This is a genomic window from Rhodospirillaceae bacterium (genome assembly GCA_018660465.1).
Classification (GTDB): Bacteria; Pseudomonadota; Alphaproteobacteria; order Rhodospirillales; family JABJKH01; genus JABJKH01.
The window spans coordinates 1-14673 of the sequence record JABJKH010000074.1; the positions used below are offsets into that span (position 1 = coordinate 1).

General features: G+C 50.9%; 16 protein-coding genes. 7 read left to right on the forward strand and 9 right to left on the reverse strand.

What is annotated here, in order from left to right:
* Positions 1 to 326: 326 nt before the first annotated feature.
* The 5 genes from HOM51_11315 (at position 327) to HOM51_11335 (ending at position 5358) form a co-directional block, all read left to right on the forward strand.
* Positions 327 to 1301: a hypothetical protein gene (locus HOM51_11315; protein MBT5035092.1), complete on the forward strand. Its 975-nt coding sequence runs from the start codon at positions 327 to 329 to the stop codon at positions 1299 to 1301.
* A gap of 102 nt (positions 1302 to 1403) precedes the next feature.
* Entirely contained in the window at positions 1404 to 1901 is a 498-nt protein-coding gene (locus HOM51_11320; GenBank protein ID MBT5035093.1) for a tripartite tricarboxylate transporter TctB family protein, read from the forward strand.
* Positions 1902 to 1914: 13 nt separating this feature from the next.
* Positions 1915 to 3465 (forward strand): hypothetical protein, encoded by a 1551-nt coding sequence (locus tag HOM51_11325; GenBank protein ID MBT5035094.1) that lies wholly within the window; start codon positions 1915 to 1917, stop codon positions 3463 to 3465.
* 16 nt (positions 3466 to 3481) lie between these two features.
* Complete coding sequence (locus HOM51_11330) at positions 3482 to 4276, forward strand: SDR family oxidoreductase (protein ID MBT5035095.1); 795 nt, start codon at positions 3482 to 3484, stop codon at positions 4274 to 4276.
* Positions 4277 to 4287: 11 nt separating this feature from the next.
* Positions 4288 to 5358, forward strand: a complete 1071-nt coding sequence (locus tag HOM51_11335) for an Ldh family oxidoreductase (GenBank protein ID MBT5035096.1) — start codon at positions 4288 to 4290, stop codon at positions 5356 to 5358.
* Positions 5359 to 5363: 5 nt separating this feature from the next.
* Here the strand turns inward: HOM51_11335 and HOM51_11340 are convergent, their stop codons facing one another.
* Entirely contained in the window at positions 5364 to 5948 is a 585-nt protein-coding gene (locus HOM51_11340; GenBank protein ID MBT5035097.1) for a thiamine pyrophosphate-binding protein, read from the reverse strand.
* Positions 5949 to 5959: 11 nt separating this feature from the next.
* Positions 5960 to 6481, reverse strand: a complete 522-nt coding sequence (locus tag HOM51_11345) for a phosphonopyruvate decarboxylase (GenBank protein ID MBT5035098.1) — start codon at positions 6479 to 6481, stop codon at positions 5960 to 5962.
* A gap of 147 nt (positions 6482 to 6628) precedes the next feature.
* On the opposite strand from HOM51_11345, the gene HOM51_11350 reads away from it, so the two are divergent.
* A complete protein-coding gene (locus tag HOM51_11350) occupies positions 6629 to 7036 on the forward strand; it encodes a cupin domain-containing protein (GenBank protein MBT5035099.1) in 408 nt (135 codons plus the stop codon).
* Positions 7037 to 7059: 23 nt separating this feature from the next.
* Entirely contained in the window at positions 7060 to 7452 is a 393-nt protein-coding gene (locus tag HOM51_11355) for a hypothetical protein (protein ID MBT5035100.1), read from the forward strand.
* A 21-nt stretch (positions 7453 to 7473) separates the two neighbouring features.
* On the opposite strand, the gene HOM51_11360 is transcribed toward HOM51_11355, so the two are convergent.
* From HOM51_11360 to HOM51_11390, 7 genes are all read right to left on the reverse strand, one after another.
* On the reverse strand, positions 7474 to 8076 hold the full coding sequence (locus HOM51_11360; protein ID MBT5035101.1) for a cupredoxin family protein: 603 nt from the start codon (positions 8074 to 8076) through the stop codon (positions 7474 to 7476).
* Between the two features lie 31 nt (positions 8077 to 8107).
* Positions 8108 to 8578: a cytochrome c gene (locus HOM51_11365; GenBank protein ID MBT5035102.1), complete on the reverse strand. Its 471-nt coding sequence runs from the start codon at positions 8576 to 8578 to the stop codon at positions 8108 to 8110.
* Positions 8579 to 8676: 98 nt separating this feature from the next.
* A complete protein-coding gene (locus HOM51_11370; GenBank protein MBT5035103.1) occupies positions 8677 to 9513 on the reverse strand; it encodes a universal stress protein in 837 nt (278 codons plus the stop codon).
* Between the two features lie 134 nt (positions 9514 to 9647).
* Complete coding sequence (locus HOM51_11375; GenBank protein ID MBT5035104.1) at positions 9648 to 9929, reverse strand: hypothetical protein; 282 nt, start codon at positions 9927 to 9929, stop codon at positions 9648 to 9650.
* Positions 9930 to 10005: 76 nt separating this feature from the next.
* Entirely contained in the window at positions 10006 to 11562 is a 1557-nt protein-coding gene (locus HOM51_11380) for an ABC transporter (protein ID MBT5035105.1), read from the reverse strand.
* A 9-nt stretch (positions 11563 to 11571) separates the two neighbouring features.
* Positions 11572 to 12306, reverse strand: coding sequence for a hypothetical protein (locus tag HOM51_11385; protein ID MBT5035106.1), 735 nt, complete (start codon positions 12304 to 12306; stop codon positions 11572 to 11574).
* Between the two features lie 93 nt (positions 12307 to 12399).
* The gene (locus HOM51_11390; GenBank protein MBT5035107.1) at positions 12400 to 14640 is read right to left on the reverse strand and encodes a PAS domain S-box protein; all 2241 of its coding nucleotides are present in this window, start codon (positions 14638 to 14640) and stop codon (positions 12400 to 12402) included.
* Positions 14641 to 14673: the final 33 nt, after the last annotated feature.

The window sequence follows — 14673 nt, forward strand, 5'->3', positions numbered from 1 at the left end:
GGGAAAGGATCAAACTGAAAACAATGGAACACCGGCGCTTGCAATACCGCAAATACGCCGCTTAATATCTTGAACCAGATGAGCCAGATCCTCCTTTAGATCAGGCCGGTGATTGTTCCAATTTATATGACGACGGACAATTTAACTGCACTGAATGAAGCGATAAAAAACTGTTGGTGTGCTTGGCTTCCAGGCGCAAACGCCTTAATTCTGCCACGGTGTATTCATTAGCTTGCTTTATCATCCTGCATGGACCAGTATTTTTTGCGAATGAACACATACGACAGTATTAACAGGGCTTTTTTACAAATAGGGAGGAAAATCTTATGTCCTTACGTACTCTTTTAAACGGTGCCACCTTGGCGGCTTTTGCCGTTGCGGCAACCGTAGCAATGGGGCCGACGAAGGCTGTTGCTGAATATCCTAACGACAAGACCGTTCTGGCGTTGGTGCCATTCGGCGCTGGTGGCGGAACCGACCGCTGGGCACGCGTTATGTCTTCTGTTGGCTTCGACTTCTTTGGTCGCGGCATGCGGGTACAGAACCGTGGTGGCGCAGGTGGAACCATTGGTTGGAAGCACATGCTTGCTAAAGGCGCTGACGGACATACCGTAATTCTCGCCAGCCCAACACCTGTTTTGGCTGCATTGGCTGAAAAGAAGCCGCCATTTGATCCCGGTAAGATCAAAATCGTTGCTTACTATTCAGTCATGAAAACCACCCTGATGTCACCAAAAGGTAAGCCTTATGACACATGGAAGGGCTTCATTGCTCACCTTAAAAAAGGTGGCAAGAAAATATCCATCGGCGCAACGATGACTCACTTGTTGGGCGTTGTCCAAGCGTTGAAGGCCTTGGGTGTAGATAAGCAGGTGGTCCTGGTTAACTATTCCGGTACCGGCAAAGCAATGAATGATTATATCGGTAAGCATATTGATATGATCGCATTGACCACGTCCACCGCCATCGGCATGACGCAGAAGCACAATGCGATCTTTAATGCCAGTGATACTGACTATCCTAAAAAGCAGAAGAAAAAATTGGGTAACGTGCCGAACGCCAAGACTCTTGGCCTTAAGCCTTACAACCCGCCTCGTTTCTTCGCCATGCACCCGGATACCCCGGACGCACAGGTTAAGGTCATGTCCGAGAAGCTTGGTAAGCTTTTGAAGGCGAAGCCGGTTAAGAAGCTAATCGGTAAGTTGGGTGAAATTATCACCTACCTGCCGCAAGATAAGGCTGCGGTTGCCTACAATGACGTGTTGAAGTTGGCCAGAGAGAACATTTCTCTGCTCAAGTAGACTGAATATAGTGGATTGCTGTCCGCTCGGACCGGTTTCTCCGGTCCGAGCGGTTCGGCGTCTTAACGTTTGTTAATTATTTTAAGACGGGGGATTTTCGGTTTGGACGGTGAAACTTCTGGCTCTGATAAACGGGCTGATTGGATCAGAACCAATCAAGGGTTTGGCGTTGTCGTCACGGCGTTGCTTCTCCTATTGGTACTTTATTTGACCCAGCAGGAGTGGGTGTTCGAAAGGCTGCGCGATGGATTTCAATTAGGCTTTTTCACGCTTGTTTCCGCGGGAACGATGCTGGCCTGTTCCCTGGCCATGATCTTCGATGGGCACAAGGATAAAACCGATAAAGAAATGGCTGCTGTTAATCGGCAGGATTTTATCCTTCCGGCAATTGTCGTCGTGGTTTGTTACATTTATTTCGAATTGGCATGGCGTGTTGATTTTCTGATTGTAACGCCCTTTTTCCTGGCGGTCGGCGTTTATGTCTTAGGTATCCGACCCATCCGAACTGCGGTTATTGCTGGCGTTATTATCAGCATAACAATCTTCGGCCTGTTCCGAGTCATCGGGATTTATCTCCCGTCCTTCATCATCCCAGCATAGAGAGAGAATTACCTTGGTTAATGTAGAAGCCCTCCAAGAAGCTATCGTCTTGGTCTTTACGTTTAAGACGATGATGTGGCTGGCGATTGGTGTATTTATTGGCGTTGGTGTGGGCGCGATGCCTGGACTAAGCGCATCAACCGGTGTGGCCTTGATGCTGCCCCTTACTTTTACTCTTCCTCAAGCATCTGCCCTGGGCCTTTTGATTGGTCTGTACAAAGGCGCCATTTATGGCGGCTCGATCTCGGCGATTAGTTTTGCCACGCCTGGCACCTCTGAAGCGGCGGCGACTGTCTTTGACGGCCATAAAATGATGCGGCGAGGAGAAGGTCGTAAGGCGTTGTTAATGGCGCTTTATGCTTCTGTGACGGCGGATTTCCTCAGCGATGTAATTACCGTTTTAATCGCGCCACTGTTAGCCTTGGTTGCGCTTGAATTTGGACCGTCTGAGAGATTCTGGTTAATGGTTTTGGCCGTTTGCCTGCTGGGTGCGTTAAGTGGTGCCCATTTGGCTAAGGGTATGTTGAGTGCGGCAATCGGGCTTTATGTCGGAACAATTGGGATTGATCCTATTAGTTCCGTTTCCCGAAATACGTTTGATCTATGGTGGCTCGCTGGCGGGATTAAACTTATCCCTCTGGTAATTGGTATTTTTGCCATGGGAGCGATGATGGAAAAGACTGTGGAGATCGTACGTGAAAACAAAAAAGCACAAGAGCTTGGCGATACGGTTAAGAATATTCTCACAGTCAGTGGCGACGGTCTTTCGTGGAAGGAATATATAAGCTGTTGGCGAGAAATGGCCATTGGCCTCGGTGTTGGCACCTTTGTTGGTATGCTGCCGGGGCTGGGTTCAACCGTTGGTGCTTTCATGTCCTACGGAATCGTCAAGCAGGCATATCCTGAAAAGAAAATCGGCTCGGGGGTGATTGAAGGTATTGCGGCTGCTGAATCAGGCAATAACGCGACCGTCGGCCCGACCTTGGTGCCGTTGCTGGCTTTCGGTATTCCGGGAAGCGCTGTTGCAGCGTTGATTGGTGCTGCGCTGATGCTTCAAGGGGCGACACCTGGACCGCGGATGTTTGAGCTGTTTCCGACAATCATTTATTCACTGTTCATAATACTTTTGGTTGGCAATATCTTTAATCTGGGCATTGGCAGAATTTTTGCCTTTGTCTATGCCAAACTGGGTGAACTTCCGGCGCCTTTGTTGGTGCCTATTGTGATGATGATGGCGGTGATTGGATCTTATTCATACGAGAATAATCCATATGATGTCGTTGTGATGTTGTTCTTCGGCGTGTTGGGTTATTTCATGCGGCTTTACAAAATTCCGGAAGCACCCTTGGTCATTACTTTCCTATTGGCACCGCAGGCTGAAGAAAACATTCGTCGGTCTCTGTTGATCCAGGAAGGCGATTGGATGGCGGCATTGTTCAATAGTCCGCTGGCGATTGGGCTTGCTTTGGCTGTGGTCTTCTTCACCTATCTGTCCACACGCCTCAGGATGAGTGAGCGCATGCAGGACATTGCAGACGAAGTCGAAGAGACGGATAAAGCCTAAACAACAGGGGAAAACAATGGATCTCGGCATTAAGGGAAAACGCGCCATCGTCTTGGGCGCGAGCAAAGGGGTTGGCTATGCATCAGCCCTGGCGTTGGCGGCGGAAGGTGTCAGTGTTTCCGTTAGTGGTTCGAACTTGGAGCGAGCGCAGGCTGCTGCAAAGAAAATCACCGATGAAACCGGGAGCCTTGCGGTCGGCTTCGAAGGCGACGTCACAAATTCAGACAACATGAACGCGTTGTATGAGTCTTCAAAAGAAGCGCTTGGCGGTCCCATTGATATTTTGTTCAACAACCATGGCGGCCCGGCGTTTGGGTTGGCAGAGGAACTGGATGAGCAGGAACTGATCAGCGAATTCCAGAACATGGTGCTCAGCCTGATCCGGATGACCAGCTTGGTCCTACCCGACATGAAGACCAGCAAGTGGGGGCGGATCATAACAGTGGGATCAACCGCCATCGTGCAACCGATTCCCAATTACGTGCTATCCAATACGCTGCGCGGTGCAATCGTGAATTATATGAAAACGCTGGCGGGTGAAGTTATTGCCGATGGCATCACAGTCAACATCGTATCGCCGTCTTCAGTCCTGACCGACCGTACCCGACAGGGCGCGCGGGTCAATGCTGAAAAACAAGGCGTTACGCCGGAGGAGATTCTAGCAAAGCGCGAGGCCGCCTTGCCATCCGGACGCTTTGGAACGACGGAAGAATTCGGCGGCACGGTTGCTTTCTTGTGCAGTCAATACGGTGGCTATTGTTCCGGCAGTAACTGGCGCTTGGATGGTGGTCTGGTTAAAAGCATCGTCTAGGAAAACCGACCATGTCCGACGAAATTAAACTCTTTCCTGCCTCTGTCCTTAGAGACCAAATTGTCGCCGTGCTGACGGCCTGGGGGATGCGCGACGACTATATTCCGATCACTGCGGACGCGATGATTTATGCCGACATGCATGGCGTGGATACCCACGGAATTTCCATGCTAACGGTCTATGATCAGCGTCGCCGCGACGGTTTACTGACCATGGATGGCGAGGTGACACTTGTGAGTGAAACTCCTGGTACAGCCCTATTAGACGCAGGCGGTGGGTTGGGCCATGTTGCCGGCGTCCGTGCCATGGAAATCGCGATTGAGAAAGCTAAGACCGTGGGCATGGCGGGTGTCGCTGTCCGGAATTCAGCGCACTACGGGGCAGCTGGGTATTATTCAAATTTAGCCGCCAAGGTCGGGCAGATTGGTTTTTCAGTAACCAGTGGTTCGGCTCCCAGGGTCTCACCCACATTTGGTGCGGAAGCCAAACTTTCAACCAACCCCATCGCCTTCGCCGCCCCTGCAAAACGCAATCCAGATTTCAGTCTAGATATGGCGACATCTACTGTGGCCGCAGGCAAAATTCGCAATAAGGCGAACGAGAACGATCCTCTGCCCATCGGCTGGGCCAATGACGCGGATGGCCTGCCGACGACAGATGCTAGTAATTATAGTACACAATCACCCCTTGGCGGGACACGCGAACTGGGCAGTCACAAAGGCTACGGCTTGGCGGCAATGGTTGAAATACTATCGACGGCTCTTTCCGGTGCCAGTGTGGTGACCTCAGAAGGCCACGCCAGACGCACACCAGGGACCATGGACCTCGGCCACTTCTTCATGACCATCAATCCGACGGCATTTGTGCCGGAAGGTGTGTTTGAAAGCAAAGTCGATGAACTGATCGACGATCTCCACGCGACCCGACCCAGTGACTCTGATGAACCTGTCATGGTCGCAGGGGAGCCCGAAAAGAAAATTTGGGCGGAACGGGAAAATACTGGAATTCCTGTCCCGCCCGGATTGCGCGGCAAACTCAAGGATGTCGCGAAGAACGCGAATGCTGAGTTTGTGTTAGAGTAAAGCCCCTAAGCCGAAGCCATATAAGCGTTCCTAAATCTTATTCTACATGCGGTCGGGTTCATGTTCCGTTTGTAGGAAGCCGGTGGACCATCGGTTACTTTAACCAACAAGAATCGTGGCGCCGCTGACCCTGTCAGGAACTTTGCTGCCTCGTCAATCTCAGTGTCATTGGTGACCTTCATAACTGACGTTAATCCGGTACCTTGGGCGACCAGGGCCAAATCCGTGCCGCGAGATGTATGGCCCTTTTGGCCACCAGTTTCTGCATGCACACCGTTGTCGATGCAGATGATCGAAAGATTTTTCGGCGCGGCGGACGCAGCCGTTGCCAAGCCGCCCATGTTCATCATCAATTCGCCATCGCCGGTTATGACCAGGACTTGCCGGTCTGGTGCCGACATCGCGACGCCAAGCCCCATGGAAACAGCCGCCCCCATGGCACCCGCCATGGTGAACAAGTTATCGCCGTCTTCGGTTAGGGCTGCCGCATCCCGGGCAGCACCTGCGAGGCCGCTAATAATTAGATAATCGTCAGGGTTGGGGATAAGCTTCGCCAGCAATTCGCGGCGGTCGATTGTGGGTTCTGACATGTCTTTAACTCCTAAAACGCTTTGGCACCGATAAATCTTTGGGTGAGGATGATGGCGCACGATTGTCCGCCCTTGCCACTTGTGGACAGCGCTGCGGTGATCGCAGGTTCTAAATCTTCCTGCGAATCGACTTTGAACAGCAACACGCCCATGGCTTCCAATAGCGAATCCACGGCTTGACCCAACGGATATTGCCACGGGTTCTGTTCGCCATAATCACCCCGCATGGATACCACCATCAGGATGGGAAATCCGCCACCTTTAACCAGGGATAAAAAATTGGGGCAGTTGCCAACGCCCGATGACTGCATCATCAGCACCCCGCGCTTGCCGACTAAATCAGCGCCTGCGCAGACCGCGACGCCTTCTTCTTCCGTGGTCAGCAGCACTGGCTGAGCCTCATTGTGGGCTTCTGCTAGTTCAACAATACGGGCGTTTCCGAAGTCCGGGATATAACTAAACAAGGTAACCCCAGCATCAACCATTTGGTTAAACAACTGGGCCGACCATTCGTCTCTATCGTTGTCCGTCATCGAGTTTAAATTCCTCTTACCTGCCGATGCGTGAGGGAGTATCCTATGTGCGGATTGAGAAAGGTTCAAAGGTGAATTGCAGTTATTTGAAAATTATCGTTCACTTGAGGTGTTGATGTTGATGAAAATAAAAAAGGGAAAGTAAACATGCATGTTTTTAGCCTACAGGGTGAAGCCGAATTTAGTCTGGAAAAGCACATCGAGAAAAATCTCGCTACCATTGAGGGGGGTGATGTGACAGTCGCGTGTTGGGAGCCGGGTCAGGTCAGTCCTTATCACTGCCACCCGGAAGCAACCGAAATTTATTTCTGCTTCGAAGGCGGGGGCACAATGCGAATTCCTGGGGAAGATGCTGTTCCGGTAACGCCCGGGGCATTTATTGTGCATCCGCCCGGCGAAGTACATGAATACGAAAATGGACCAGAGCGCACGATGTTGTTCCGGGTTCGCTATGGCGGCGATAAGTACGGCCGCTCCACCGGTTGGCGGGGCAATGATAATTGGGAACAATCGGCGGAGGACGTCGACTACTTTAAGGCCAATCCTGTCGGGTAAGCGTTAACCGCGAGGGGGATCACATGCGGAGAACAGTGCCGCTAATCACGGCGGCGATGTTGTTGTCGTGGCTTTATGTGCACGAACGGTTCGTCCGAGATGATTTTGACCGGGCCTTTACCCGTTCGTTGCACATGGTTTCCACGCGCTACAAGACGATGTCAATTCCGCATGGCTGGGCCTATCGGCATGCCCAAACTAAGGGTAAGGTTATTTTAGTTAGTGTTTTAATCCCGGGCGAACACGCGCAAAAAATTTCTGCCATGCCGGAGAGACTTCGGCGTAGCGTCGTGTCGATAGCGTGCCCGAAGGTGAGTGAAGAAGTGTGGAGCGTTCTGCCTGTAGGTGCGCAGATTTCTGTCCGTGGTGAAGGCCCTAAAGGAACGGCCGTTGCCACCGTGATCTGTGGGGGCTGACGACTAAATTAGCTATAAAACCTAGTTGTGGATTTTCAAATGTCCCTTCATGCCGGCTTCATAATGGCCGGGCACGTTACAGGCGAATTCCAGGTTGCCGGATTTTGCAAATTTCCAGATAACTTCGCCGGACTTTCCTGGTTCCAATAGAACACTGTTCGGGTCGTCGTGCATCATGCCGCCGCCCATTTTCATCATGTTATGGTTGATTTTATCGGCTTCGAGAATGCCCTTATCCATCATGCCCATCATTTCTTTCTGATGATCTGCATGCATGGCGGCGGTGCCGATGTTGAATTCGTGCACCAACTGACCCTTGTTTTTAACGACAAAGCGAACGGTTTCGCCTTCATTTACGGTAATCTTTTTCGGCGCATAGAAATTATCATCCATCATGATGGAAATCGTGCGCTTCGCATGGGCTGCTTTTCCAGGCTCCCCGGTTGCAGACGAGCCGTGGCCGTGCCCCGTTTCCCCATGACCCATAGTTCCGTGCCCCATTTTCCCGGAACCCATACTTCCGTGCGGTTTGTGGGGGGTGCTATGGGAGCCGGCTGCCCAAGAAGTCGTGGCTCCAACCGACACTGCAAGGGTCAGCGCAATCGCGAGTACAGAAACTTTCATGCTTAATTTCCTTCCTTATTCGATTGATTATTTAGAAAATGCCGTTTGCCCGCTGAAGTGTGCGGATATAGGCGACGATGTTGACCATCTGGCCGTCATTGATGTTTGGCATCGGCGGCATTGGGCCAAATTTCCAATGATGCGGACGAACGCCGCGTTTGGCGGCCATGTAGAACGATCCGTCACCATGGTGATTGGGTTCATAAATTTTGTGGACTAGAGGCGGTCCGCTGTCGCTTCCGGCCGCATTCGCACCGTGACAGGAAACACAATTTTCCGCGAAAATTTTTCCGCCGCTGGCCGCAGCACCGGCCAATGCAGGAACCGTTACATTCAGGTGCGCGGTGCTAGGGCTGTTGGATGTCAGGTGAATTGCACCCCCGACAATAGCAATCAGGAAGACGCCCAAGAGATACCAGCTCCAATGGAGACCGCTAGAGGTCGCCGTTGATGGAGCCGGGGCCGAGGACGATGCCTTTTTTCTTTTCTTCGAAGATGGCATTCCATCCTCCGCTCAATTCTAGTTACATCACGTCTTAATATAATCCTCCACGTTGAATATTCAATTGATCGATGGTCACTATTTCTGACGAGCGTTTTTTAGTGCGACATAAAGATTGGAACCGTGGTGTGTTCTAGGACATACCGGGTCGCACCACCAAGGATCATTTCGCGGAACCTTGAATGGCCATAAGCCCCCATGACAATCATGTCGAGGTCTGCATGCTTAACGTGATCCAGCATAGCCTCACCGGGATCTTTGACACCGGTTACGCCTAGTACTTCAGCCGCTTCGATACCGTGATTACTAAGATATTCCCTCAGGCCTTTAAGTTTTTTATCGGCCTGCTCTTTGGTATCGCCAGCGCTGAATAAGTGGACCTCATCGGCACGCGCTAAAATATCGAGCGCATCGGATACGGCCCGGCCTGCTTCGCGGCTGCCATCCCAGGCGACCAGGACTTTTTTGCCAATGCTATCGCCAATACCAAGGTCGGGGATGACCAGAACCGGCCTGCCCGCCATCATCACCAGGTTATCCGACAGTCGGTGATAATTACTAAGCGTATCCTCTTGCTGGGTTTGACCGACGATGATTAGGTCGGCATAGCGGCCTTTGCGTTCCAGTAACTGCGCCGTATCACCAACGGCGGTTTCCCAAACGGCCTTGTCTTCCATGCCGACTTTTTTGGCGGCAGATTTAAATATTTTTTTGGCCGCAGGGAATAGCTCTTGATCCAAGTTCTTGTTGTAAGACTCAACGACCTCCGGCGGAATTTGTGCAATTTCACCGCGGACGAAGGGAAGGGCAGGACGAACGCAGAGACCTGTCGTAGAAATTGCGTCTTCCGCCTTGGCGAATTCAAGGGCAGCGGCCACTTGAGCAGGGGCATTGCCCGCCGTTTCGACATGGACGAGGATGTTTTTCATCGACATGGTGTTCTCCTGATTTCCCAAATTTGTTCGTCTTCTGGATCAATCAGAGGAGCAAGCCTCCGCTGATTGCAGAATTATAGTGCCAGGAATTCAGATGTGTTGCCTTGACCCCGGTCAACAACAAGTCGGGGAAATTATTTGGAGGATTTTGTGGATTTGGAAGAGTCTTTGCCGTCAATGCCTCGGCCGAGATCTCGATTAGCAGCAAACCAGACTGTGCAAATACGCACCCAGTTATCGACGCCGTCAGAGCGCTGCACGCTTAAATCTGGCACATGATTGCAAAAGAAAGACAACGGCACACCAGACTGCCCGCCCTGGAACCGGCCAGGATTTTGGTCGTTTACGCCCTGCGCCGCGACGGGTGTCGCGAAAAGTATGGCGACAAGAGTGGCAAATATGGCGGTTCTGATCATGGGCTCAATTCCCGTTTTTAGCTCGATTTCAGACCCAGACTATCGCAAATTCCTCTACTAATTATTAAGCTTGGGGTCACTCCAGCCAAATATGATAATTCTTTGTTTCTCTGTTGAAGTTTAGAATTTCTTGTGGCTCAAGCCCGCGGGCGCGAACGTCGCTGAAGATTTTCTCTAGATCCCATTCAGGGGAGGCACGAAGGAACTCAATGACATCTGGTGGAATGAGGCTTTCAAGGTTCAGCGCGGCCTTTGCCGGCATGGTGAGGGCGACGATCTGGGTTCCATTCTCCCGGACTGTTACACAAAGTGACTTTGCTATGAGCAATGATGTCGAGACATAAGATGCGCGACTGGTGATGTCTGCCGACATCTTGGGAAGTTCTAGCGCCCGCGCTTCTTCAAACAGGCTATTGGGGAGTGTCGCTGCCAGTGTTCGTCCCCAGTCCAATCCACAGCGGATGGTTTCCTGCTGTTGTACGAAGCCTTGGAAGGCGCGTAACAGCAGAATTTGTGTCGGCTCGCCAGCCGCCCTAAACCACCATCGGTTTTCTCCAAGCAATTGCTCAAACTGAGATTTTAAATTCCACTGTTGAACGAAGAAATTCCCATCCTTCTTGAATGGCTCGAATAGAATGTGCGCAAGCGGGGCCAAACTTCCAGAGATCGCGCACAACTTATCCGCATCAAAGCCAATCGCCGCGAATGCCTCCATCGGAGAAAGAGGGGTATCTTCACGGAGCGAGAGGATCGTTTTTAGCAGGGCGAGACGTTTGGGTTTAGCCACTTCAATGGTACAGCCAAAATCGATCAGCACGACAGAGACATCACCTGCATCAGACTTTTGAAACATAAAGTTGCCGGCGTGTGGGTCACCGTGGACTTCGCCGATGAGGAACAAACTCTGCAACAAAGTGGAGAGTAAAATTCGCCCAGCGTTGTTGCGATCATTTGGCTCCCAATCCGCGACGTCCTCCAGTTTGACGCCCTCTTTCCATTCCTGCACCAGGACCCGAGCAGTGGTGAATTCAGAAAACACCTGCGGAATAATAAGCCCCGTTACGTTAAGCGTCTGCCGAAACTCTTCCTGGCGGCGGGCCTCGTTTCTGTAATCTAATTCTCGGTCCATATTTTCCCGGAGTGCCGTTTTATATCCGTCGAGGTCGAACCCCCACTTGCTGACAGGCCCCACCCCGGGCATCAATCCGAACAGTTTCATCTCAGCATCGACGGCATCTTTGATGGCGGGATACTGAACCTTGATCGCGACTATGCGTCCGTCTTTAAGCTCCGCCTTATGCACTTGGCCGAGCGACGCAGCTGCGCTGGACTCTTCAATGTTAGCGAAGATATCCGTTGCCGGGCGACCAAGTTCTTCTTCGATAACGGGGATCATGTCTGAAAGCGGCAACGGCTCAACGCTGTCGGTTAATTCTGTCAGCGGATCATCACCACCTTGGGCCATCAACTGGCCGAACTTCATGGTGACCCCGCGGGCATCGGCGAACAAAGCCGTCAGTGCGCGCCGGGCTTTTAGGCGGTCGTTGTCTGTGTCGCTGCGTTTTAATTTTCGGGCGGCGACACCGATCTTGGCGACTTTGGCAATGCGTTTAAAGACGTTGAGGTAGGCCATTATAAATCATCACGTAGCAACCGTTTCGAAAACAGGGAAGTGGCTGTTTTCGACGAAGTGACGGCGGGGGCCGAAGTGATCGATATACACCGACGTCCAATGATCCCAGGGTCGGCCTTGTACCGACTGCCACTCCTTGTAAACCGCGCACAGGCGGCCGAATGCTACGGGGGCAGATGTCATCGCTGCACCATCACATTCAGTCTCCCAGAGCGGAGGTTTGACCCCTTGGAAGGGATCAACGTAAATCCTAAGCTTAGAAAACGATCCAGCTTGGCCATTTTGTACAGGGGCCTCAAATACAAAGTCGAGCCGGTCGCGATAGCGCTTCTGGTGCTTTCGCCCAAAACTGAGGGTGACGCCTTCATGAATCTGATCACCGTCCACAATTTCATGAAAGAATAAGAATCCCATGAGCTGTTGACGAGAGTTCGGCGCATCATCCAACAAGTCTTCGACGTAGGTCCGGGCGTCCTCCGGCATATCTGACGGTGCCAGGTCTTTAGCAAACGTAATCAGGTCTGTGTCTTGATTTAGGTCCAAGCGAAAGCTTTGAAAGGTTTTGACGCCATACTTATTCCAAGGCCGTGACCAACCAATCTTGCGGGCCTGACGATAGCTTTCGAACGCGTTCATCAACAAACGCAGGACCGCCGGCGGGCGTGTCTTATTATTGAGCGCCAGCATCGCCGCCTGATAAGCCTCAGGGGATTTTATTTCAGACGGTGTGTCGATGCTATTCATTAAGTGGGTCAGTATAAATTTAAATGGTCCGCTTACTTAACCAGAGATTTCAATTCCGGACAATCGACAAAAAATATTAGGGCTGCCCATCTTTTAACCACTCATTTTTCTTACATTTAATTCTTCTTCAATGGCATTGATATCGGAGGGCTCAACAACAGGCATCTGAATGGCAAAAGTAGACCCAACGCCTTCTTCAGACCTCACCGCTATATACAACCCGAGTAAGTCGGCGGTTCGTTTGGCAATGGAAAGACCTAGCCCCATTCCCTTTGTTCGGTCACGTTGTTCGTTTCCCACTTGGTAGAAGTCTTCAAAAATGTGATCGATTTTTTCTTTGGCTATACCGATGCCGCTGTCGGTGACCTGAATTCCAACGTGGTTCTTACGCAGACGGACGCTGAATAGAATTTCGCCCTCATCCGTATAATGAATGGCGTTCCCTAAAAAATTACTTAATACCTGACTTAAGAGGGCCTCGTCGCTTCGTACTCTTAATTCCGCAGTCTTGGTTTTGAGAATAAGTCCCTTGGCTTTTGCCTGAGGCTCAAACTGGCCTGACAGTCGAGATATCAATTCTCCGACATCGAATTCAGAAATTTCAGGGTCCAGAGTTTGAGATTCCAATTTGGAAACATCCAACAACGAGTTGAATAATCCGCTTAATGCAGAAACCGAATCGTTCATGCGGGCAACAAGAATTTGGATCGTTTGATTATTTTTAATCGGCGGTGTTGATAGCTTGTCCCCGAGCACTGATAAGAACATCCCCAACGCCTGAAGCGGTTGTCGAACATCATGGCTGGCCGCTGCAAGAAATGTAGACTTGGCCCGGCTGGCCTCATCGGCAATAGCCTTTGCTTGGCGCAATTCGTCTTCCGTATTTTTTAGTTTCGTAACGTCCAGGATGCTTAGGACAGTTCCGCCGTCTGGGGTGAGACTTTCGGTCACCATGATCCACATGCCGTCATCCTTTTGGGTAACGAGAGGCTCTTTAAAATTACGGTGGAGGGCTATTCTCTCGGCGATATATTCTTCTTCTCGCCCCGCCGCCGCAGGGATGCGTTTGTTCTCAACCAGCCCCCGGATCAATTCCCCCCAAGTTACCCCCGCTTTTAAATCACTTCCCATGCTCCTGTGGTGTGCTGCATAGTGCTCATTGAAAGTTACAAGGCGGTCATCGGCATCGTAATAGGCAAATCCCTCATTCAGGCTTTCAATCGCGTTGGAAAGTCGTTCCTGACTTTGGCGCAACTCTTGCTCTGACGTTTTTAAGTCTGTGACATTGATACGAACGACGGCGATACCACCATCGTGTGTCTTAAATTCATGAATTTGAAACGTTCTGCCGTCATCAAATTGTCTTTCCAACGGCCCCGTTGGATTTAGATGTTCTTTCATTCGGTTTTGGATGGATGCTTCGTCTCGCACGATACCATCCTGGCGCAGGCCGCGATCCGCACGGATCCGAAGAAACGCCTCAAATGTTATGCCGGGCTTTAGATAGTCACGGACATCATCCATGGCAGCCAAGTAATTTTCGTTACAAATTACCAGTTTGTCTTCTGCATCGTAGAGCGCAAAGCCGTCTTTAAAGCTGTTAACTGCATCCGCCAACCGTCGACGTTCTAAGTCGCCAATTTCTTCCGCCTTTTTGCGCATTTTTAGTTCAGCGTTTAGCTCTTCTGTGCGCTCCTCCACCCGACGTTCTAATTCATCGCGGGTCTGGCGCAGTTCCAACTCCACTTTTTTACGTTTGGATATATCGAGTCTCATGCTGCAAACAGCAGGTTCACCATCCCAATCTATGATAAAGGATCGACGTTCTTCCCAAATTTCGGTTCCGTCTTTACGCAATCCTTTAACTTCGTAATCCGGTTCCAGATTCTCACCTATGAGCCTACGCTTATGATTGTCGTGTCTATAATTTTGGTGGGTTAATGATTTTGTTGATGCCAGCGCCATGATCTCTTCTGCTGAATCATACCCGTACATATCTGCCAACTTCTGGTTGGCATACAGAGGAACCCAATTCCGATGGGCAAGAATGCCGTGGTCAGCGCTGCTGATAAGGGTTTGGAACCGCTCTTCACTTTCACGAAGAGCTTTTTCTACACGCCTATGCTTCGTGAGGGTTGGCTGAGATATCAAAAAAGAAAGGAATAATCCGATCGCAACGAAGGCTGTAGCGGTAATGATATATTCCCATTTCTCCCCATCAGATTCAATTGTGGCGTGTTTCTGACCAAACCATGAATAGACCGTCTCCTCAAAGCCGAATTCCCACAATATCGAAAGCAGAAACACGCTGAGCAAGGTCAGCCCGATCATCATATAGAGTCTTTGTTTCTCCATCGCGCATCTGGA

Bases quoted from the DNA above. Each gene is read 5' to 3' on its own strand.
- HOM51_11315 (MBT5035092.1), top strand. From the start codon at position 327: ATGTCCTTACGTACTCTTTTAAACGGTGCCACCTTGGCGGCTTTTGCC.
- HOM51_11330 (MBT5035095.1), top strand. From the start codon at position 3,482: ATGGATCTCGGCATTAAGGGAAAACGCGCCATCGTCTTGGGCGCGAGC.
- HOM51_11335 (MBT5035096.1), top strand. From the start codon at position 4,288: ATGTCCGACGAAATTAAACTCTTTCCTGCCTCTGTCCTTAGAGACCAA.
- HOM51_11340 (MBT5035097.1), bottom strand. From the start codon at position 5,948: ATGTCAGAACCCACAATCGACCGCCGCGAATTGCTGGCGAAGCTTATC.
- HOM51_11345 (MBT5035098.1), bottom strand. From the start codon at position 6,481: ATGACGGACAACGATAGAGACGAATGGTCGGCCCAGTTGTTTAACCAA.
- HOM51_11350 (MBT5035099.1), top strand. From the start codon at position 6,629: ATGCATGTTTTTAGCCTACAGGGTGAAGCCGAATTTAGTCTGGAAAAG.
- HOM51_11355 (MBT5035100.1), top strand. From the start codon at position 7,060: ATGCGGAGAACAGTGCCGCTAATCACGGCGGCGATGTTGTTGTCGTGG.
- HOM51_11360 (MBT5035101.1), bottom strand. From the start codon at position 8,076: ATGAAAGTTTCTGTACTCGCGATTGCGCTGACCCTTGCAGTGTCGGTT.
- HOM51_11365 (MBT5035102.1), bottom strand. From the start codon at position 8,578: ATGCCATCTTCGAAGAAAAGAAAAAAGGCATCGTCCTCGGCCCCGGCT.
- HOM51_11370 (MBT5035103.1), bottom strand. From the start codon at position 9,513: ATGTCGATGAAAAACATCCTCGTCCATGTCGAAACGGCGGGCAATGCC.
- HOM51_11375 (MBT5035104.1), bottom strand. From the start codon at position 9,929: ATGATCAGAACCGCCATATTTGCCACTCTTGTCGCCATACTTTTCGCG.
- HOM51_11380 (MBT5035105.1), bottom strand. From the start codon at position 11,562: ATGGCCTACCTCAACGTCTTTAAACGCATTGCCAAAGTCGCCAAGATC.
- HOM51_11385 (MBT5035106.1), bottom strand. From the start codon at position 12,306: ATGAATAGCATCGACACACCGTCTGAAATAAAATCCCCTGAGGCTTAT.
- HOM51_11390 (MBT5035107.1), bottom strand. From the start codon at position 14,640: ATGATGATCGGGCTGACCTTGCTCAGCGTGTTTCTGCTTTCGATATTG.